General features: G+C 44.7%; 14 protein-coding genes. 9 read left to right on the top strand and 5 right to left on the bottom strand.

Features of this window, described 5'->3' with window-relative positions; translation table 11 throughout:
- The 9 genes from ABUA47_RS08160 to ABUA47_RS08120 all read left to right on the top strand — a co-directional run.
- On the top strand, window positions 1-1139 hold a 1139-nt coding region (locus ABUA47_RS08160), incomplete at its 5' end, for a fucose isomerase (protein ID WP_349831518.1).
- Between the two features lie 36 nt (window positions 1140-1175).
- Complete coding sequence (locus tag ABUA47_RS08155; protein WP_035447022.1) at window positions 1176-2192, top strand: GRP family sugar transporter; 1017 nt, start codon at window positions 1176-1178, stop codon at window positions 2190-2192.
- 75 nt (window positions 2193-2267) lie between these two features.
- Window positions 2268-5324: a SusC/RagA family TonB-linked outer membrane protein gene (locus ABUA47_RS08150; RefSeq protein WP_035447018.1), complete on the top strand. Its 3057-nt coding sequence runs from the start codon at window positions 2268-2270 to the stop codon at window positions 5322-5324.
- 20 nt (window positions 5325-5344) lie between these two features.
- On the top strand, window positions 5345-6892 hold the full coding sequence (locus ABUA47_RS08145; protein ID WP_022401100.1) for a RagB/SusD family nutrient uptake outer membrane protein: 1548 nt from the start codon (window positions 5345-5347) through the stop codon (window positions 6890-6892).
- Window positions 6893-6913: 21 nt separating this feature from the next.
- On the top strand, window positions 6914-8455 hold the full coding sequence (locus tag ABUA47_RS08140; protein ID WP_035447012.1) for a DUF1593 domain-containing protein: 1542 nt from the start codon (window positions 6914-6916) through the stop codon (window positions 8453-8455).
- A gap of 35 nt (window positions 8456-8490) precedes the next feature.
- The gene (locus ABUA47_RS08135) at window positions 8491-9687 is read left to right on the top strand and encodes an esterase (RefSeq protein ID WP_035447009.1); all 1197 of its coding nucleotides are present in this window, start codon (window positions 8491-8493) and stop codon (window positions 9685-9687) included.
- Window positions 9688-9700: 13 nt separating this feature from the next.
- Complete coding sequence (locus ABUA47_RS08130; protein WP_117713846.1) at window positions 9701-12037, top strand: beta-glucosidase; 2337 nt, start codon at window positions 9701-9703, stop codon at window positions 12035-12037.
- Window positions 12038-12275: 238 nt separating this feature from the next.
- A complete protein-coding gene (locus ABUA47_RS08125) occupies window positions 12276-13817 on the top strand; it encodes a glycine--tRNA ligase (RefSeq protein ID WP_035447003.1) in 1542 nt (513 codons plus the stop codon).
- Window positions 13818-13930: 113 nt separating this feature from the next.
- Window positions 13931-14563: an FKBP-type peptidyl-prolyl cis-trans isomerase gene (locus ABUA47_RS08120; RefSeq protein ID WP_035447727.1), complete on the top strand. Its 633-nt coding sequence runs from the start codon at window positions 13931-13933 to the stop codon at window positions 14561-14563.
- Window positions 14564-14649: 86 nt separating this feature from the next.
- On the opposite strand, the gene ABUA47_RS08115 is transcribed toward ABUA47_RS08120, so the two are convergent.
- The 5 genes from ABUA47_RS08115 to ABUA47_RS08095 form a co-directional block, all read right to left on the bottom strand.
- Entirely contained in the window at window positions 14650-16545 is a 1896-nt protein-coding gene (locus ABUA47_RS08115; protein WP_035447726.1) for a serine hydrolase, read from the bottom strand.
- Window positions 16546-16573: 28 nt separating this feature from the next.
- The gene (gene murQ, locus ABUA47_RS08110) at window positions 16574-17383 is read right to left on the bottom strand and encodes an N-acetylmuramic acid 6-phosphate etherase (RefSeq protein WP_005824981.1); all 810 of its coding nucleotides are present in this window, start codon (window positions 17381-17383) and stop codon (window positions 16574-16576) included.
- 53 nt (window positions 17384-17436) lie between these two features.
- Window positions 17437-18276, bottom strand: a complete 840-nt coding sequence (locus ABUA47_RS08105; RefSeq protein ID WP_005824980.1) for a BadF/BadG/BcrA/BcrD ATPase family protein — start codon at window positions 18274-18276, stop codon at window positions 17437-17439.
- Between the two features lie 129 nt (window positions 18277-18405).
- Entirely contained in the window at window positions 18406-19590 is a 1185-nt protein-coding gene (locus tag ABUA47_RS08100) for an acyltransferase family protein (RefSeq protein ID WP_008662773.1), read from the bottom strand.
- Between the two features lie 33 nt (window positions 19591-19623).
- On the bottom strand, window positions 19624-22247 hold a 2624-nt coding region (locus ABUA47_RS08095), incomplete at its 5' end, for an FAD-binding and (Fe-S)-binding domain-containing protein (RefSeq protein WP_349831517.1).

Genomic DNA, 22247 nt, shown 5'->3' with positions numbered 1-22247 from the left:
CTATCAGTGTGGCTGATTTGAATGTTCCCATTTTGGTACAAGCTTGTGACGACGAGAATGACAAGGTGGACTTGGACAGCCGCCGTGATGCTTTCTGTGGTAAAATTTCTGTTTGCAATAATTTGTATCAATATGGTATTCCTTTTACAGATACTACGCTGCATACCTATTCTATATACTCTGAACTATTGGCTAAGGATATTAATAAGTTCGCCGGTATCTGTCGTGTGGTCAATGGTTTGCGCCATGCACGTATCGGGGCTATCGGTGCCCGACCAGCCGGTTTTCAGACGGTACGTGCCAGTGAAAAACTGTTGCAGAAGAGTGGTATTACAGTCGTTCCAGTCGATCTTTCTGAAATACTCGGTGCTGCCCGTAAGATTGAGGATACAGATGTGGAACTGCTGAAGAAACTTGAAGAGATTAAGTGTTATGCAGTAGTTCCTAAAGAATACAGTGACAAGCTGGTGCTTCAGGCAAAGTTTGGCGTGGCTGTGGAACGGTGGATTGAAGCCAATCAGATTGATGCTGTGGCTGTTCAGTGTTGGGACTCTTTGGAACAGAACTATGGTTGTGCAGCTTGTGTGACAATGAGTATGCTGGGTGAAAAACTACTACCTGCCGCTTGTGAGGTTGATATTGCCGGTGCTGTATCCATGTATGCTTTGACATTGGCAGCGCAAGGTCAATCGGCATTACTTGACTGGAACAATAATTTTGCGGAAGACCGGAATAAATGTGTGTGTACTCATTGCGGTAATTTCCCGAAATCGTTTGTCAGAAATGACTTAAAGCTTGGTACACTTGGCGTTCTGGGACGTACGCTAGGTAAGGTCAATACATTCGGTGCTGTATATGGCAAAGTGACTAAAGGTGATTTCACATTCTTCCGTATTTCCACTGATGATACTAAAGGTACTATCAAGGCTTATTTGGGTACTGGTGAAATCACGGATGATCCGTACGGAATGGATGGATGTATAGCTGTTACCAAAGTGGATAACTTACAGATTTTGATGAAACATATTTGCAGGAATGGTTTTGAACATCATGTGGCTATGGTTCGTAATGATGTAAAGGATATTCTGAATGAGGCCATCGAGGGTTATTTGGGGTGGAATCTATATGTGCATGAATAAATAGGTAAACACACGGTAAACAACAGAAAATAAATTATGATACTTGTTGACAACTATATTGGAGCCATTCTGTGTTGTGTCTATTGTTGCCTCTGTTGGGGTTCTTGGGCGAATACGCAGAAGATGGTGACATCGAAAAGCTGGAGTTTTGAGCTTTTCTATTGGGATTTGACTTTCGGTTTATTTTTCACAGCTCTGTTAGGTGCCCTGACATTGGGTAGCTTGGGAGGTGAAGGCCGTACTTTCTTTGGGGATTTGGCAGTAATGGACTGGAATAGTATGAAGTATGCGCTCCTAGGCGGTATTGTATGGAATTTCGGTAATATCTTTCTGACAGCAGCCATTGCTGTAGCCGGGATGTCGATAGGTTTTCCCATTGGTGGAGGCTTAGCTTGGATAGGCGGTATAATTTTTAATTATCTACTGATATCTTTGGCCGGCGAAGTATACCCTGGAAACCAGACATTGCTTTGGATAGGAGTAGCTGTTATTGTGATAGCCATCTGCATTTGTGGCAAGGCTTATGGAAAAATGTCGGCAAGTCAGGCGTCTACTCCTAAAAAAGGTATCTTATTGGCTATTGTAGCGGGGTTGGCCATTATGTTCTTCTATGGCTTGGTTGTAAAATCACTAGATCCTCAGTATGTAACGGGTGGTACGGGAACACTGACTCCCTATACCGGTGTATTTTGTTTTGCTGCCGGTGTCCTTATCACGACTCCTGTCTTTAATACGTTTGCTATGAGTCATCCGGCTCAGGGAAACAAGGTGACAATGAAGGATTATCTGAAAGGTGACACCCGTACACATCTGATTGGTATGTTGGGAGGTTTTATTTGGATGAGTGGTATGGTAGTCAGCTTTATGGGAGCTGGTTCTGCCAATCCGGCTATAGCCTATGCATTGAGTAATGCCGCACCGGTGGTAGCCATGATTTGGGGATTCTTTGTATGGAAGGAGTTCAAAGGCGCTCCAAAGGGGACTGTACCTATGATTGCAACCATGTTTGTGCTCTTTGTTGTGGGGCTGGTACTGATTACTCTTTCAAACTGATATTTTAAATTCATTGTTAACCCAAAATAATATTAAATGAAAACGATTGTAACACAAATTCGACAGAAAAGGTTAATGGCCTTAGTGCTGTTCCTTTTGGTAGGTATGACATCTGTTTTTGCACAGAAACAAGTAAATGTATCTGGCAGAATTACTGATGAGCTTAATGAACCGATGATTGGTGTAAGTGTATTGGAAAAAGGAACGACAAATGGTGTTATAACTGATTTGGATGGCAATTATACTTTGTCAGTGAATGAGGGTTCCACTATTGTCTTTTCGTATATCGGGTATGTGACTCAGGAAAAGAAAGCCGTTGCAGGTACTATGAATATTATACTGAAGGAAGATAGCAAGACTTTGGATGAAGTGGTTGTTGTAGGATATGGTGTACAGAAGAAAAGTTCTGTAACGGGGGCAATTTCTTCCGTAAAAGCAGAAGATTTTGAGAATCGTACCATAACCAATGCTGAGCAGGCCCTGCAGGGTAAAACAGCCGGTGTGCAAATTATTTCTGCATCTGCGGCTCCTGGTTCGAATCCCGCCATTCGTATCCGTGGATATAGCAGTAATGCCAGTTCAGATCCTTTGTATGTGGTCGATGGTTTGCGTACGAAAGACATCAGTAACCTCGATCCGAATGATATTGAGAGTATGGAGGTGTTGAAGGATGCTGCTTCTGCTGCTATCTATGGTGCCCAGGCCGGTAATGGTGTTGTCTTGATTACCACCCGGAAGGCAAAAAAAGGAGTTCGTCGTATTTCTTATGATTTCCAGTTGTCCTCCCAGTCTTTAGGTCGTACTCCTGATATTCTGAATGCTCAGGAATATGTCAATTATATGACTGAAGGTAATCTTATTCCCAGAGAAACAATAGATAGGTATTGGGATGGAAAGACAAATACCGATTGGATAGAAGAGACATTTGAATCATCCATGATGCAGCGTCACAATGTCAATTTCCAAGGTGCCAATGATAATGGCTCATTATTCGCCTCACTCTCTTATTTAAGTAATAATGGTCCCATTGTTGGCAATAAGGATGTTTTTGACCGCATTACCGGTACTGTCAATGCAGATTATAAAGTAAAGGATTGGTTGAAGTTCACGACAAACAATTCATTTTCCCGTTATCATGTACAGTCTGTAAGCGAAGGCTCAGCAACCGGTTCTTTGATGCTGTCTGCCATTCAGCTTGACCCTCTTACTCCAGTTACCTATACACCGGATAAACTGCCTGACACTATGATTAATTATATGAACCAAGGGCATACCTTGCTTCAGAATGCCAATGGTGATTATTATTCTATTTCCCCTTATGGTGACTCCAATAATATCAATCCGTATATTATGCGTGACCGTGGTACAACGAAAAGAGATGGTTTTGTGTTCAGCGGTTCCACTTATCTGGATTTTACTCCGATTAAAGAACTTGTCATCACTTCACGTTTGGGATATCGCTATACTTATAGCAACTCCTATGGCTATACTATGCCTAACATTACCTGTTCTGATCTTTATCAAGATTATGTATCGGTAAATGCTACAAGCTCTAATACAACGTATTGGCAATGGGAAAACTTTGCTAACTACACTAAGACATTTGCAGATAAGCACAATGTAAATGTGATGCTTGGTATGTCTTATTCTTCCAATACCTCTTTTGGAGTGACAGGAGGAATCAATGGTAGCCGTTCTGGTGACAAGGTTGATTTAGGTATTACCAAGTTGGATCCCAACTATGCCTATTTTGCGTTCCAAACTGGTACTGCCACCCGTACGGTAAGTGGTGGAGAGAAAAGGAGATATGCAAATCTTTCTTACTTTGGTCGGGCTTCTTATGACTATGCGGGTAAATATTTTGCTCAGTTCACTCTTCGTGCGGATGCTGCCGACTTGTCTATTCTTCCTTTGCAGAAACGTTGGGGCTATTTTCCGGCTGTATCTGTTGGCTGGGTGCTTTCCAATGAGAAGTTCATGGAGAATCTCAAGTCGATTTCTCATTTGAAATTACGTGCAAGTTGGGGACAGAATGGTAGTATTGCTGGTTTGGCAGACTATATGTATGATGCTACAATTCTGTCTGAAATCAATTATCCAATGTCCGGAGATGTATCTTATGAAACGGGTTCACTGCCCTCTGCAACAGGCAACTATGATTTGAAGTGGGAAACTTCCGAACAAATCGATTTAGGTATTGATCTTCGGATGCTGAACGACCGGTTGAGTTTCGGATTTGACTATTATGAGAAAAAAACTAAGGATTTAATTGTAACCGGTATTACTCCTTCGCTGATTGTGGGTAACACGACTTCACCTATGAATGCAGGAAATGTCAAGAACAGCGGATTTGAGTTTGAACTTTCATGGCGTGATAATATTAAGGATTTCAACTATAGCATAAAAGGAAATATTGCTACTTTAAAGAATAAAGTTACTTATCTGCATGAAACTTTGGAACGCATTGAGAGTACGACAAGTGCAGGCATCGGTGTTATGAATTATTTTGAAGAAGGGCACCCCATTTGGTACATGCGTGGTTATGAGTGTACGGGCATTGACTCACAAACGGGTGACCCGATATTCAAGGATATGAATGACGATGGCATTATTGGAGATGCTGACCAAACGGAAATAGGTTCAGCCATCCCCGACTTTACTTATGGTATTACTTTGACTGCTGCATGGAAAGGTTTCGATTTGACGATATTTGGTTCCGGTTCTCATGGCAATGATGTGTTTGCCGGTTATAACCGTACTTCCCGTATGAAAGCGAATACCTTGAAGGAATTCTACGATGGACGTTGGACAACTGCAGGAGACAATGCAAAATATGCCCGTTCCAATCCTAGTAATTATGATAAGTACTTGAAAAGCTCCAAGTTTGTATTCGACGGTTCTTACTTTAAAATCAAGCAGATACAGTTGGGTTATAATTTACCAAAGAATTTGTTGAAGCAGATTGGTTTGAGTAACCTTCGTTTGTATTGTTCTTTAGACGACTTCTTTACATTTACCAAGTATCCTGGATTTGATCCTGAATTTACAAGTACAGGTAGTGCAATGGGGTTGGATATGGGTTCTTATCCGTCCAGCAAGAAAGTCGTGTTCGGTCTTAACGTAGCATTTTAATCTTTAATTCAATACGAAATATGAAAGCAAAATATATTTTATCAAGTTTGTTGCTTGCCAGCTGCACTTTCTTTTCCTCTTGTGTAGACAATCTGGATATCTCGCAGCATGGAGTAAGCACTTTTGAAAGTTTCTATAAAACGGATGCTGATGCGGAAGAAGCCATTATAGCCTGCTATAGTAATTGGAAGGATACTTATGCACCTGCATTCTGGCTGAAGAATCTTCTTTCGGATGATTGCTATTCGGCAGGGGAGAGTTGGACAGCTGCTAGTGCGCAATTGCTGTCGACTTATACATTCGACTCTGATTTTTCTCATATTAAAACGTTGTATACGAATCTTTATAAGGTAATTTATGCCGCCAATATTGTTTTGCAGTATGTAGGGGATGATTCGGTAATTAAACTTCGTGCACGTGCAGAGGCAAAGGTTTTCCGTGCGATGTCCTACATCGAATTAATTAGTCTTTGGGGGACTCCGCCATTGGTGGATCATCCGTTAACGCCAAATGAATATTCCCAGGCCAATGGTGATACTGAGGCGCTATGGGCATTGGTGAACCAAGACCTTACTGAGGCTGTCAACAGTGGTGATCTGGAGGAAAAGACAAGTTTGGATGACTTTACCTATCGTATCACCAAACAATTTGCACAAGCTCTGTTAGGTAAGGCATATGTATTCCAGAAGAATTATGGTGCTGCCGCCACTGCTTTGGATGAGGTGATTAATAGCGGAAAGTACGACCTTTACAGTGATTATGAAAATATTCAGACAACTAAAGGAGAGGCAAATTGCGAAAGCTTATTTGAAAGTAACTATGTCTACGATGCCAATAATGCTACTGGTATTATGAGTAACATGATTTGGGTATATGTGCATTGGCGCGGAGATATGCTTGCATTTAATGAGCCTACTCAAATCTATTCTCACGGAGGTTGGGGATTTTTTAATCCGACCAAGGAAAGCTATGATGCATTTGTTGAGATGGGAGATACGTATCGCTTGAATGCTTCCATAAAGACATACCAGCAGATGGAAAGTACTGGTATATCTTTGAGTGATGCCATTGCGTATATGCCTGACAATGCCGGTTACTTTAGTTGGAAATACCGTGTTTATGAAGCGGATGTCATTAATTATTATTGGTTGCGTTGCCCTAACAATACTCGTGCTATGCGGTATGCTGAGGTATTGTTGCTTGCTGCTGAGGCGAGTCTCCAGTCTGGAAATGCAAGTAAAGCTGTCGACTATGTAAATAAGGTGCGTAATCGTGCTCAGTTGCCCGCATTGGGTAGCGTTTCTATGGATGATATCAAGAAAGAAAAGCGTCTGGAACTTTGGATGGAAGGTTGTCGTTATCAGGATTTGATTCGGTGGGGCGATGCTGCTACGGTACTTGCCAAAAGAGGACAGGAAAGGCCGGCTCTTTATAAAGACGGTCGTGTCAGTTGGAATGAACAGAAAAATGCTTCTGCTGGTTTCAAAAGTGGTAAGCATGAATTGCTCCCATTCCCTGCAACTGAAATGAATGTCAATAAGAATATGACCCAGAATCCGGGTTGGTAGTTAATCAATAAAATTTAGTGTATGAATAAATTTAAATGCTTATTCTTCTCAGGCCTTATGGCTGTGATGCCGGCTTGTATGAATGGACAGCAGACGTCCAGTGAAGATCCGTCAAAACCACGTGTTATCATTACTTGTGATCCGGAACTTGATGACCTGAACTCTTTGATACGTTTCTTACTTTTCAGTACGGATTTCCGCGTGGAAGGTTTGATTTATGCCAGCAGTCAGTTTCATTGGAAAGGTGACGGGCACGGTACTAAGTGGTATGTACCTGGACGGGAATATTCTCGTAATGGTATAGACTACGGGCCTATGGAAAGTTGGCGTTGGGATCCGGAAGAACGTTTCATTGACGATGCTGTGGAAGCTTATGAGGAGGTATATCCCAATCTGAGGGTACATGATCCTTCTTATCCGACTCCCGAATATCTGAAATCCAAAATACGCATTGGTAATATAGAGTTCGATGGTGATATTTCCAAGGATACTCCGGGATCGGAGCTGATTAAAGCCGTACTGCTTGATGATTGTACAGATCCGGTATTTATCAATGCTTGGGGAGGTGCCAGCACCATAGCTCGTGCTTTGAAGTCCATTCAGGATATTTATGAGCATACTGATGCCTGGAAAGGTATTCGGGAAAAGATAATAAAAAAAGTGGTTCTTTCCCTTTCTGGTGATCAGGATGATACGTATGCACGGTATATCAAACCTTTCTGGCCGGAACTTAGACAAATGGAGATGGGCGGCATGACAGTCGGGCTGGCTTATAATGCCCAGTTGAGGGCTTCCAAAGAAAACCAGGTTTTCTATTCTCCGGAATGGATGCAGGAGAATATCCGTAGTAAAGGGCCTTTCGGTGAAATGTATCGTGTCTGGGGGGATGGAAAACAGATGGTGAAAGATGATAAGTTCGATTTCTTCGGCTTGTCGGGCTATACAGTTGATGAACTGAAGGAGCAAGGCTATGTAGTTTGGACTGGAGTTCAGCCGAAAGGGGCTTATCTGGCTGAGGGTGACACTTACTGTTTTCTGAATTTGATCGGTAATGGTCTGCGTGGTCACGAGAATCCTACTTATGGTGGCTGGTGCGGTGGAAGGACTCTTCTTCCCGATTCAGTGAAGAATCTTCCTCGTATGGAACAGATGAAGTATAGAGCCGAGCACTATCCTTTGCCCGATTTTACGGCTCCGGTAATGAATGGATTGGCTGCCCGTTTTAAATGGTCAGTTACTCCAAGCTATACTGATGCAAATCATGAACCAGTGATAAAAGGTGCACTTGCCATGAATGCCAAACCGGGTGAAAAGCTGAAACTTAAATATACAGTAACCGATCCGGACAAGAATGTACTTGCCATTAAATGGTGGCAATATGTGTCAGCCGGTACATATCGGGGCAAAGTAGCAGTAGATGACCCTACTTCTGCAAATACAGCTTTTACTGTTCCGGCTGATGCCAACCCCGGTGATACCATCCACTTGATTTTGGAAGCTACGGATAACGGTACGCCACAGATGAACCGCTATCACCGTCTGATTATTACAGTGGCAGAATGAACTTGAATCAATGAACTTTAATTTGAAGAACTGAAATGAAAAAGATTATATTGGCTGCATTTATGGCAGCTTGTGGACTGCAAATGTCTGCCCAGCAGAATTTGTTTGTTGCGCAGGACCTCGAGTCTGCAATCGTGAATAAAGACAACACAGTGACTTTTAACTTCAAGGCTCCCGATGCCAAGAGGGTACAGATAGCAGGTGACTTTGCCGAAAAGGCGGAGGGACAACACATTGGAGGTATGGTGGGAGCAGGTTTGATAGAAATGACAAAGAATTCAGAAGGAATTTGGACTTATACTACCAAGCCGTTGGATTCAGAACTTTATAGCTATGAATTCATGGTAGATGGTGTGCCGACTATAGACCCTAACAATGTTTATGTCTATCGTGACTTTGCTACCACAAGCAATGTGTTTATTGTAGGGAATGGTAAGGCAGATTTATATAAGGTAAATAAAGTACCTCATGGAACATTGGCCCATCGTTGGTATCACTCTGATGGTATGAAAATGGATCGCCGTATCAATATCTACACGCCGGCAGGTTATGAACAATCCGGTGATAGGAAGTATCCGGTACTCTATTTATTGCATGGTATGGGAGGGGACGAAGATGAGTGGACAACTTTTGGACGTGCTGCACAGATTCTCGATAATTTGATTGCACAAGGCAAGGCTGAACCGATGATTGTCGTGATGCCCAATGGGCATGCTGCCATGGAGGCTGCACCTGGTGAGAGTAGTCTGGGATACTATAAACCTTACCATATGAAGAATGGAACCATGGACGGTGCTTTTGAAGCCTATTTCCCTGAGATTATCACGTTTGTAGAAAGTAATTATCGTGTACAAGCGGACAAAGCTCATCGTGCTATTGCGGGGCTTTCAATGGGTGGTTTTCATTCTGCCAATATTTCTTTGAACTATCCTGATATGTTCGACTATGTAGGTTTATTCTCTGCGGCCCTTAATGTCCAGAGTGCAGGTCAGAAAAATAGTCCGGTTTATCAGGATATGGATAAAAAGTTAGCTGTTCAGTTTGATAAGGCTCCCAAACTTTACTGGTTGGGTATCGGTAAAGACGATTTTCTTTATAAAAACAATGCAGCTTATCGCGCTGATTTGGATAAAAAAGGATATAAATATGAGTTTATGGAAACTCCTGGTGGACATGTATGGACCTGCTGGCGTATTTATCTCTCTGTATTTGCTCCCAAGTTGTTTAAATAAATCTGACTAGGCTATGAAAAAACAACTGTTTTATTTGCTGTTGGCTACAGGCGTGTTGAGCGCTTGTGGCCCTGCGGCTCCTCAATTGGGTAAAGATTCTGTTGAGGATGTTATTGGTGCCATGACTTTGGAAGAAAAGGCACATTTGGTTATCGGTACCGGAATGGTGGGTACTTCGGGTGACAGTACGGTGATTGGCACTACAAAGAAGTTGGTTCCCGGTGCAGCAGGTACTACTTATCCGATACCCCGTTTGGGAATTCCTGCCATTGTGTTGGCTGATGGACCTGCAGGTTTACGTATAGATCCTATCCGCGAAGGGGATTCTGCTACTTATTATTGTACACATTTTCCTATCGGTACGTTACTTGCTTCTACTTGGAATCAGGATTTGGTAGAGGAAGTTGGAAAATCAATTGGTAATGAAGTGTTGGAATATGGTGCGGATGTTTTACTGGCTCCTGCTTTGAATATCCATCGGAATCCTTTGTGCGGGCGTAATTTTGAATATTATTCCGAAGACCCGTTGGTGTCTGGCAAGATAGCTGCTGCATATGTTAGAGGGATACAGAGCAACGGAGTGGGAACTTCCATCAAACATTTTGCTGTTAACAACCAGGAAACCAATCGGAATGCTAATGATGCTCGTATCACTCCTCGTGCCTTACGGGAAATCTATTTGAAGGGGTTCGAAATTGCAGTGAAGGAATCGGCACCATGGACAGTAATGTCCTCTTACAATCATATTAATGGCACCTATGCTTCTGAGAATACAGACTTGCTGTCCACTTTATTGCGTGATGAGTGGAATTTCGAGGGTATGGTGGTAACTGACTGGTTTGGAGGGAAGGATGCCGTGGCTCAGATGATAGCAGGTAATGATATGCTCCAACCGGGAAGGGCTAACCAGTATGATATGATTATCGAAGGGGTGAAATCCGGAAAATTGGATGAATCCATACTGAATCGTAATGTGAAGCGTGTTCTTGAACTTATTCTCCAAACTCCTCATTTTAAAGAATACAAATATTCCAATAAACCTGATTTGAAGGCGCACGCAGCAGTTACCCGCCAGTCAGCGACTGAAGGAATGGTTTTGTTGAAGAATAATAACGAAACCTTGCCATTTGAAAGGAAGGTCAGAAATATAGCTCTTTTCGGGTGTACTTCCTATGATTTCATAGCAGGAGGTACCGGTTCAGGTAATGTGAATCGTGCCTATACAGTCTCATTATTGGATGGTTTGAAGAATGCTGGATACCAGATAGATGAAGCATTGAAGGCCGATTATGAACAGTATATTGAGGCCGAGAATAAGAAAAATACTCTTGACTCGTCTCAGCCTTTCTCCAGATTTATGCCGGTACCTCGCCCGACAGAACTTATCCCTACTACAAAGGTGTTGTCAGAACAAGTTGCTAAAGCGGATGTTGCATTGGTTACGCTGGGACGTACTTCCGGTGAATTTGTAGACCGTAATGTCAGTGATTTTGAACTGAGCGAGGAAGAATTGCAACTGCTGAAGTCCGTCAGCCAAGCTTTCCATGCTGCTGGGAAGAAAGTGGTGGTGGTATTGAATATCGGAGGTGTAATCGAAACAGCTTCTTGGAAAAAACTACCGGATGCTATTTTGCTGGCTTGGCAGGCAGGACAGGAGGGTGGAAATAGTGTGACGGATGTGTTGAGCGGTAAGGTATCTCCATCGGGTAAGTTGACAATGACTTTCCCGAACAAGTTGATGGACGTTGCTTCTTCGACCAATTTTCCTATGGATGCTAGGGCTAATACAGATGTGAGGAATAAGGAGGACAAAAGATCTTCAGTGAAGAATGTAGACTATACGGATTATGAAGAAGATATTTTTGTCGGTTATCGCTATTTCGATAGTTTCGGAAAGCAAGTGTCTTATCCTTTCGGCTATGGTCTTTCGTATACAACATTCGAGTATGTCAATCCGTCTGTCAAAGTTGATAATGGTATATATACTGTTTCTATTGATGTGAAGAATGTTGGTAAGTTTGCAGGGAAAGAGGTTGTTCAGCTTTATGTCTCCGCTCCCAATAGTTTTCAGATGAACAAACCGGAAAAAGAACTTAAAGCTTTTACCAAAACTAAGGAATTGAGGCCAGGTGAGACTGTTACTGCCACTTTGAAACTGAACACTACGGATTTGGCTTCTTATGATGAAGCTTCTTCTTCATGGGTAGTGGATGCTGGAAATTATAAGTTTTTGATTGGAACCTCTTCCAAGGATATTAAGGCTGCACTTGATGTTGATGTGGTATCAGTTGTGGAAAAAACAAATGACATATTGAAACCACAAGAAACTGTTAATACGATAAAACGCTGAAGGTGAGTATAATATTATTCTTAGTTGTGATTAGGTTGATTTGTAGTGCTTAGGTAAATTAATTGTAATTGGGTAAAATTGGGAAAGAAGCTGCCTCGGAGTTATGAGGTAGCTTCTTCTTTTATTTGGTAATAAGATAAATTAATATCCTCCGTGTCCTACTTACGATATAAATCCCTATCTTTGTGGCGCTTTTTAGCTGAAAATAAGATTCAAATTAATTTAGATACAACAGAAAATGGCACAAGAAGACGTTTTTAAGAAACTCGTATCACACTGTAAGGAATATGGTTTTGTGTTCCCTTCCAGCGAGATTTATGATGGACTGGGAGCTGTGTATGACTATGGTCAGATGGGTGTGGAACTGAAAAATAACATCAAGCAATACTGGTGGCAGAGTATGGTACTGCTGCACGAAAATATTGTCGGTATCGACTCAGCAATCTTTATGCACCCCACCATCTGGAAAGCCAGCGGACACGTAGATGCTTTCAATGACCCTTTGATTGACAACCGCGATTCCAAGAAACGTTATCGTGCCGATGTGTTGATAGAGGACCAGCTTGCTAAGTACGATGACAAGATAGACAAAGAAGTGGCCAAAGCTGCCAAGCGTTTTGGTGAGGCTTTCGATGAGGCTCAGTTCCGCAGTACCAACGGTCGTGTGCTGGAACACCAGGCCAAGCGTGATGCCTTGCATGAACGCTTTTCCAAGGCTTTGAACGATAATAATCTGGACGAACTCCGTCAGATTATCCTTGACGAAGAAATCGTTTGCCCTATCAGTGGCACAAAGAACTGGACAGAGGTGCGTCAGTTCAATCTGATGTTCTCAACAGAAATGGGTTCCACTGCCGATGGTGCCATGAAGATATACCTGCGCCCTGAAACGGCACAAGGTATCTTCGTAAATTACCTGAATGTACAGAAAACCGGTCGCATGAAGATTCCTTTCGGTATCGCCCAGATTGGTAAGGCTTTCCGTAACGAAATCGTAGCCCGCCAGTTCATCTTCCGCATGCGCGAGTTCGAGCAGATGGAAATGCAGTTCTTCGTGAAGCCGGGTACGGAGCTTGACTGGTTCAAGACCTGGAAGGCTACTCGTCTGAAATGGCACAAGGCGCTGGGCTTCGGCGACGACCATTACCGTTTCCACGACCACGACAAACTGGCACACTACGCCAATGCTGCTACAGACATCGAGTTCCTGATGCCTTTCGGTTTCAAGGAAGTAGAAGGTATTCACAGCCGTACTAATTTTGACTTGTCCCAGCATGAGAAATTCTCTGGTAAGAACATCAAGTATTTCGACCCTGAAACCAACGAAAGCTATACTCCGTATGTCATCGAGACTAGTATCGGTGTAGACCGCATGTTCCTTAGCATCATGTCGGCTTCCTACTGTGAAGAGACGTTGGATAGCGGTGAATCCCGTGTTGTCTTGAAGTTGCCTGCTGCACTGGCACCGGTGAAACTGGCCGTAATGCCGTTGGTAAAGAAAGATGGTCTGCCCGAAAAAGCACGCGAAATCATTGACAATCTGAAGTTCCACTTCCATTGCCAGTATGATGAGAAAGATTCTATTGGTAAGCGTTACCGCCGCCAGGATGCCATTGGTACTCCGTACTGTGTCACCGTGGATCATCAGACTTTGGAAGATAACTGTGTGACACTGCGTAATCGTGACACCATGCAGCAAGAGCGCGTGGCTATCTCTGAACTGAATAATATTATTGCAGACCGTGTAAGCATCACATCGTTGCTGAAAACCTTGCAATAAGAATAATATTAGTTACAAATTATAAATTACGAGGGTGCGTAGTGAATGCCACTTGTTTCTTGTAATTCGTAATTTGTAATTCGTAATTAATGAATATTTTGTAATTGATGAAAATGAGAAAAGGACTTTTGTTTTTGCCTTTCCTGCTGTTGCTGGTGGGTGCTTTCATTTCTTGTGAAGAAGTGGAGGAGGCTGGAAAGTATGATAACTGGAGAGAACGTAATGAGGCATTTGCTGACTCGATAAAAAGGCTGACTGGTGAGAACTATGTTGCCACAGCAGAGCAGGCTGACGCTATGGAGCTCGGTAAACTGTATGCCATACAGACGACTGCCAGTACTACCGAAGGTGCCCAGTATGTGTATTGCAAGAAGCTTGTGAAAAATGAAACAGGAGAACGGCCGTTATATACGGGATATCATTCTACCGTCAGTGCTTTTTATTACGGAACTTTAATTGTAGGTGATCAATTCGATGGGAATTTTGATGGATACAGTGCGTTGGATACTAATATCCCATTGAGTTCATTGAAAGAACCGACAGCTTTTGATTCTCCTACTACTTTTGCTGTGGCAAGTGTGATTCCCGGATGGACAGCAGCCTTGCAGTTGATGCGGGCAGGTGAACGCTGGATGCTATATATACCTTGGCAAAGTGCTTATGGCTCTAGTGGCAATAATGATGGAACAATCCCCGGATATACCGCATTGACATTTGATTTATTGCTGGAACGTATTGTTGAATAACCAGGTATGCATATAACAAAAAAGTGGTGAAGTTTTTTCTTCACCACTTTTTTGTTATACTTTTCCGATAGAGGGAAGGATAGTACTTATATCTTCTTCTTAATGGCCTTTACCCAGATTTTGTATCCATCCTCATTCAAATGCAGTCCGTCGCCGGTCAACTCACTGCGTAGTACATTTGTTCCCTTCTCTGTAAATAGTGGAAAAAGATTGATATAGGCAATGCCTTCCTCTTTGGCAAACGCCTCCAGGCGGGAGTTGATTTCAGGAACCATATCTGTCTTTCCAGTCAGTTTTTTGTATCGGCCGAAACTTTCATTGAAAGGGAGTAGGCTTTGTAGGTAGAGTTTTGTGTCGGGAGATTCTTTCCGGATGCGTTCCACCGTCATGCGAATCATGTCTACAATACTGTCTGGTGCCAAGTCATGGGAAATGTCATTGACTCCGATAAGCAGGAACAGCTTGGCGGGATGTCCGGGAAGTATCTGATGCAGGCGGTCATAGATACCCATCACTTCATCACCGATGATGCCGCGATTACGTACATTCTTCTTACCAAGACGGGCAGACCAGTCACCGCCACCTTCAGTCAGGCTATTGCCAAGCATGACGATGTCCTTGCTTGTAATGGCAGGCTCATCCATAAACTGTAGGAAACGTTTGTAGTAATGGTCTGTATAAATACGCGGAATGGGGTAGATGGAAGCCGCCACAGCGTTGGCAACCAATGAACGCAGGCGAACTACGCTGTGTCCGTCTTCCGGATGTACGGCGTTGATAAGGAGTATGACGGAAGTGTCATTGTCCGGATCGATAATGATGGAGGTACCCGTGTAGCCGGTATGCCCATAGGTATTAGGACCAAACAAATCTCCATTGTTGGAGGCATAGGCTGTAAAATTATCCCAACCGAGAGTGCGTCCCAGACTGGCGGTAGTGCGTGGCACAGTACGCATGGCTTTTACACCCAGCGGACTCAGGATGCGGCGTCCGTTCCATTCACCTCCGTTTTGCAGGGCTGCGCAGAGTATGGCAATATCATCAGCACAAGAGAATACTCCTGCATTACCGCTGATACCTCCGTTCATGACACGTGCCAGCGGGTCATGAACTTGTCCGCAGAGAACTTGTCCATTAGGTTGCTTTTCAGTGGGGGCAATGTTATTCAATTGAGAATTGCGAATTGAAAATTGAGAATTGGCTACGTTGTTTTCCTTGTGTCCTTGTTTTCTCGTTCCTTTGTCAACTATCGTAATCCAGTTACTATCCTTATCACGTTGGCAAGGCAGATAGTCGGTATGCTCCATGCCGAGTACATCAAATAGGTTTTCACGTGCAAAGTCACGCAGGCTCTGTCCGCTTATAGTCTCGATAATGTGCTGCAAAGTGATGAAGTTGAGGCAACTGTATTGAAAATCAGTCTGCGGCTTGAAGTCGCGTTTACAAGTAGCAATATATTCCATAAGCCCATCAGGATTGGGAGAACCGTACTGCTTTTCTAGCTCGGCTACCGGTGCATAGGGAGGAAGACCGGAAGTGTGTGTCATCAAATCGGCAATGCGGATTACCTTTTTCTCTTTGCCGTCTTCGCTTTCCCAATTCTTGAAATGGGGTATGTAGAGGCTGACGGGGTCCAGCATACGGAGCTTGCCGCGTTCTGCCAGTATCATCGTACATACGGCGGTCGACATGGATTTGCTGCAAGATGCCATATCAAAGATAGTATTGGCAGTCATAGGCTCCACATTGGGATAAATACGCTTGTTGCCGTAAGCTTTCAGATAGGCCATCTTGCCGTTACGTACTACAGCAAGTACGGCACCGGGAATATCCTTGTTGGAGATGGCTGTTTCAATCGCTTCGTCAGCATACATCAACTTGCGTGAGTCCATTCCCACTTGTTCAGGGGCTACGCGTTGCAAGGGTTGCGCGGTGGCAGCTTGCAGACAAAGAGAAAAGAGAAAAAAATATATTGCTTTCATAATAAAGGAATTTAAGAGTGAGTAATAGCTAAATCCGGTATGCATCCACTGCCTTTTTCACCGAACCGTGCATCAACAGCAGCGCCTTGGCTTTGCCATAGTCCAGTCCGAGTTCCTCTACAATCATACGGGTACCACGGTCCACAAGCTTTTTGTTACTGAGTTGCATATTCACCATTTTGTTGCCTTTCACGCGTCCCAACTGTATCATGACGGAAGTGGTAATCATATTCAGTATCATTTTCTGTCCTGTTCCCGATTTCATGCGTGAGCTTCCCGTCACATATTCAGGTCCTACAATCATTTCGATGGCTACATCTGCCTCTGCTGCCATTGGAGAGTCCGGGTTGCTGGTGATACAGCCGGTCAGTATGCCGTGTTCGCGTGCCTCGTGCATGGCACCAATCACGTAGGGGGTGGTACCGGATGCAGCAATACCGATGACCGTATCCTTATCTGTAATATTGCGTTCCGTCAACTCTTCCCAACCGCGGTGAATGTCATCTTCGGCATTCTCTACCGGATTTCTCAATGCAGTGTCACCACCGGCAATCAAGCCGATAACCAGCGTGGGGGGCATACCGAAAGTCGGTGGAATTTCCGAAGCGTCGAGTACGCCCAGACGTCCACTGGTACCCGCACCCATGTAGAAGATGCGTCCGCCTTGTTTCATGCGGGGCACAATCTGGGTTACCAACTTTTCTATTTGAGGGATTGCCCTCTGTACGGCAAGCGCCACTTTCTGGTCTTCGGTATTGATGTCTTCCAGAATTTCACGGACTGATTTCTTTTCCAAGTCATTGTAGAGCGATGGTTGCTCTGAGATTTTTACGAACATAAGGCTATTTACTATTTGACGATTTACTATTTACTATTTACGATTTGTCACTTTCAGTTGTGATATTTGATGAGTCCTTCCATGGGGCTCTTGATGATTGCACCCAGTTGGATACCCATTTCTTTGGCAGCTTCTGCCAGAACTTCCTTGTAATAGAAGGCTACGGAACCGATGAAATGTACTTTTTGATGCTGATAGTCTTCATATTGCATGACATTGCGTTTAAGGAATGCCTTAAAGCTGTTCAGTACCAGAGCGCGTACACAAGGTTCACCCAGATTCTGTGCAAGAAATGGTGACAAGCTTGCCAGGAAACGGTTGGGGAAAGGTTTACGGTAGACACGGTCGATGATATCAGCAGGTGTCAGGTCGAACTGTTTGAGGAATTTCTCTTTCAGCTCGGGTGTCATCTGATTTTTCAAGATATCGCCTACCAACAGTTTGCCCAAGCAGGCTCCGCTGCCTTCGTCTCCCAAGATGAATCCCAGAGGAGATACATTGGTGACAATGCTTTTTCCGTCATAATAACATGAGTTGGAGCCGGTCCCCATGATGCAGGCAATGCCTGAGTCATGTCCGCAGAGGCCACGTGCGGCAGCCAGCATATCGGTATTGACTTCCACTTCATTTTTCACACTGAGGTGTTTGGTTATGGCACGGTGCACCATACTTATCTTGTCGGGAAATCCGCATCCTGCACCATAAAAGTATACGGCATCCAGCTCACTTGTCTTCAGCTGAGGTAATAGCGCTGTTGCTATTTCATTACTGATTTCCTCTTCCGACTGAAAGAAAGGGTTCGTCCCTTTCGTGAATATCTGTTGGAGAAGTACTCCATTCTCTACAACACACCAATCGGTCTTTGTAGAGCCACTGTCTGCTATTAGAATCATATAAATAATGTTTAATGATTAGGGATTAGGGGTTAGTGATTAAGGATTAGTGATTAATGGTAGGTGATACTGTTTCTTAATTATAGGCAACGTATTAATCACTAATCCTTAATCACTAACCCCTAATCCTTATATTTTGATATATATTTTTCGTTTGTACAACTGGTAGCCGATACACCAGTTAATGGCGATAAACAGCAAGGCAAAGGCAAGGGAACCGGCGGTTTCACCGAAAACGGGCATGAGGACTATATTGTATAAGAATCCGTGTATGCTGATGCTGCTGTTTCCCCACGGGAAACTGATACTACCGAAAAGTATGCTAAGTACGCCGCCCAATACATACATGAACAGCGGATTCACACCGAATGCCTCGAAAAACATGCTCCACTTCTTATAGCCTTTCACATCAATAATCCAGATAAGCAATGCCAGAAAACTGGATGCCAGTCCGCAAGTGACGAGTACGTAGGTAGGAGACCATATTTTCTTGTTGATGGGGCAACCGTAGCTTAGCAGGAAACCGGAGAAAGTAAGGATAACACCTACCAGCAACAGTGTGATAAGCTGCGAATTGAGAAATGAGGCACGGTCTTCCGACTTGTTGCCATCCAGCATCAGCCGCCCTACACAGAAGCCCAGCAACACATGTGCAATGGCAGGAATGGTGCTTAACAAACCTTCGGGATCTATGCCGTTATCCTTGTACATGTGTGCAGGGGTCAGGATGGCACGGTCTACCACGGAAAGAATGTTTGTTTCATTATAGGCGAAACCGTTGCCGCACATCAACAGTATGAAGTAGCCTGTCAATAGGCCGGCTATCAGATAAGGTATATGTTTATGCTTCATGGTTAGTGCAATGATGGAGGCTGCTCCGTAGCAAAGGGCCAGCCGTTGCATGACACCCAGAATACGGATACGGTCGAATGTCCAGACGGAAGCCCATAGCTTCTCTCCGAAACTGAGGTCGTCCGGAGCGGAGGCCCAGTAATAGCAGAAACGCGAGAACCAGCCGATAGCCATGCCTATAAGGAAAATGACGATGGTGCGTTTCAGTATCTTCATGCCGGCGGCGTGGCTGAACTCGAAGTTGTATTTCTTCAGGGAAATGTATGTGGAAATTCCCATGATAAACATGAAGAAGGGAAAGACGAGGTCGGTGGGGGTCAGACCATTCCACTCTGCATGCCGCAAGGGGGCATAGATATGTCCCCACGAACCGGGGTTGTTTACCATAATCATACCTGCGATGGTGACACCACGGAGAATGTCGAGTGCAAGGATGCGTTTACTTACTTTTGTACTGTTCATTGTAATATTTGTGTGTTAAGTTAATTATCAATCCTAATTATCAGCTGCCTTTGTACATTCGTCTACCAGATAGGCAATGGATACATAGGGGATACCTGAGTTTGTTGTCAATCCGATTTCACAAGTACGGCTGTTAGAGTAGCCTATATTCACTCCGGACGCTTCTATTTGCGGGCGGAGTTTGCGTAGGGCGTACGAGTTCAGCTCAGGATAGGTGAATCCCCGGTCTCCGGCAAAACCGCAGCAACCTACTTCTTCCGGCACGATGACTTTATTGGAGCAAAGGCGTGCAAGGGCTATAATGGTATCTGCCAGTCCCATTTTCCGCATGGAGCAGGTGATGTGGATTGCTACGGGGCGGTTAATAGGTGTGAAAATCAGCTTCTCACGTAAGAATGTATAGATGAATTCTGCAGGTTCATACAGTTTCATCTTCTTGATACATTCGCGCATGCGGTGCAGACAAGGGCTTTGGTCACAGAGGACGGGGTATTTGCCTTGTTCGCTGGCTTCCCAAAGTGCGGCCTCCAGTTCGGCTGTCTTGCGATCGGCAATGTCCAGCATCCCTTTACTTTCCCAAATGGTGCCACAGCAAAGCTTGTCCATATCTTTCGGGAAGATGATTTCGTAACCGGCTTTTTGCAACAAGGACACCATTTTATTTACCAATGGCTGCTCTACGGGAGACTTCTTTGCCAGACCCATAGTCTGGTTGATGCAGCTGGGGAAGTAGACGACTTTGTAGTTACGAGTTACAGAGCTACGAGCTACAAGTGCTGCGCTATTATGCTGCATAGTGCTTGTAGCTTGTAACTCCGTAGCTTGTAACTGATAACTTTTCGGCATAGCCGGCGTCCATAGAGGTATGCCTAATGCATTGTGCAGCCCCTTGGTAATGCCGCTCATCGCCTTTGTCCCTAATAGTGAATGTCCGAAGTTGGCTAAGGACAATACGGGACGCAGTGCACTCTTGACACCAGCGAAATGATTGGCGACAAAGTCTCCGGCTTTGTATCCCAGACTGCCTTTGGGTAATGCTTCCTGGCGGATTATATGGGTAAGGTCGCCCGTATTGATACCCATCGGGCACGACATGGAGCAGAGGCCGTCTCCGGCACAAGTCTGGTTGCCGGGATAGCGGTATTGTTTTTCGAGCAGTGCAAGGCGTGTCGGGTCCTCGCCGCTTTGTTTCAGCCGGGATATTTCGCGCTGCAACACGATACGCTGGCGCGAGGAAAGGGTAAAGCCGCAGGAGAGACAGTTGACTTCGCAGAAACCGCACTCGATGCATTTGTCAGCTACGAGTGACGTAGCTTGTCTCTTGTCACTCATCACTAATAAAGGCAGCGGCTTGAAGTTCTTGATATGGCATTGCGGGTCATCATTGAAAATGACACCGGGGTTTAGCAATCCTTGTGGGTCAAACAGCTCTTTGACGGCTTTCATGGCTTTGTAGGCGTCATCTCCCCATTCATGGCGGACAAAGGGAGCCATATTCCGGCCCGTGCCATGCTCGGCTTTTAGGGAACCGTCATATTTATCTACTACCAAGGTCTTGATGTCATTCATCAAGTCTTCGTAGCGTTTCACTTCCGCTTGGGTACTGAAGGACTGGTTGATGATGAAGTGGTAGTTGCCTTCGAGAGCATGGCCGTAGATGCAGGCGTCATTATATCCGTGGCGGGCTATGAGCTGTTGCAGTTCTGCCGTTGCCTCCGGAAGGTCTTCAATGTGGAAGGCGATGTCTTCGATGAGGCAAGTGGTTCCCGGCTGGCGCGTACCTCCCACAGAGGGGAAGATGCCGGAACGGATGGCCCAGTATTTGGAATATTCCTCCGGACGGTCGGTGAAGCGTACCGGAATATAGGTGGTGAAGGCTTGCAGGCAAGCTTCAATGGCAGATATGTTCTGTTGCAGTTCTTCCGGGGTACGGGCTTTGGTTTCGGTCAGCACTGCTGTCAACCCGGTTTCGTCGCCGGGCTCCACGCCGGGGAGGGCAGAGGAGGCAACTTCGCCTTTGTATTTTAGGAATACGGGGTCGTTGACGGAAGAAAGGCTTTTATAGTCTAGCATTTCAGCCCCTTTTACTGTCCATTCGCCGGTTTCGTCGACCAGCTTCTTCATGGCTACCACAGCGCGGCTCGCTTCTTTGATGGTCTTGAAGTAGAGCATAGCGCTGGCCTTGTAGGGATAATCATATTCAGTCTTCATCGTCACTTCCGAAAGGAACGCCAGTGTACCTTCGGAACCTACCATGAGGTGGGCAATGATTTCGAATGGGTCGTCGAAACGGACGAAGGGCAACAGATTGAGCCCGGTTACATTTTTGATGGAATATTTGTAACGGATGCGTTCGGCCAGTTTTTCGTTGGTACGTATTTCATCGCGCAGTTCGCAGATGCGGCGAATGAAGTCACGGTGACTCACTTCGAAGGAGGCGCGGCTGACGGGATTTCCGGTATCCAGCAGGGTACCGTCCATTAGGATGATACGGGCGGAAACAAGCACCTTGTCGCTATTGGCGTGCGTACCGCAGTTCATGCCGGAAGCATTGTTCATGACAATACCGCCTACCATGGCGCTTTTCACCGAGGCGGGGTCCGGTGCAAACTTACGGCCGTAGGGAGCCAACAGTTCGTTCACACGTTGTCCGATGA

It is taken from the genome of Bacteroides sp. RTP31139st1_H2_RTP31139_211217, from assembly GCF_040227615.1.
GTDB classification, from domain to species: Bacteria; Bacteroidota; Bacteroidia; order Bacteroidales; family Bacteroidaceae; genus Bacteroides; species Bacteroides uniformis.
This window is presented reverse-complemented; position numbering and strand designations above follow the sequence as displayed.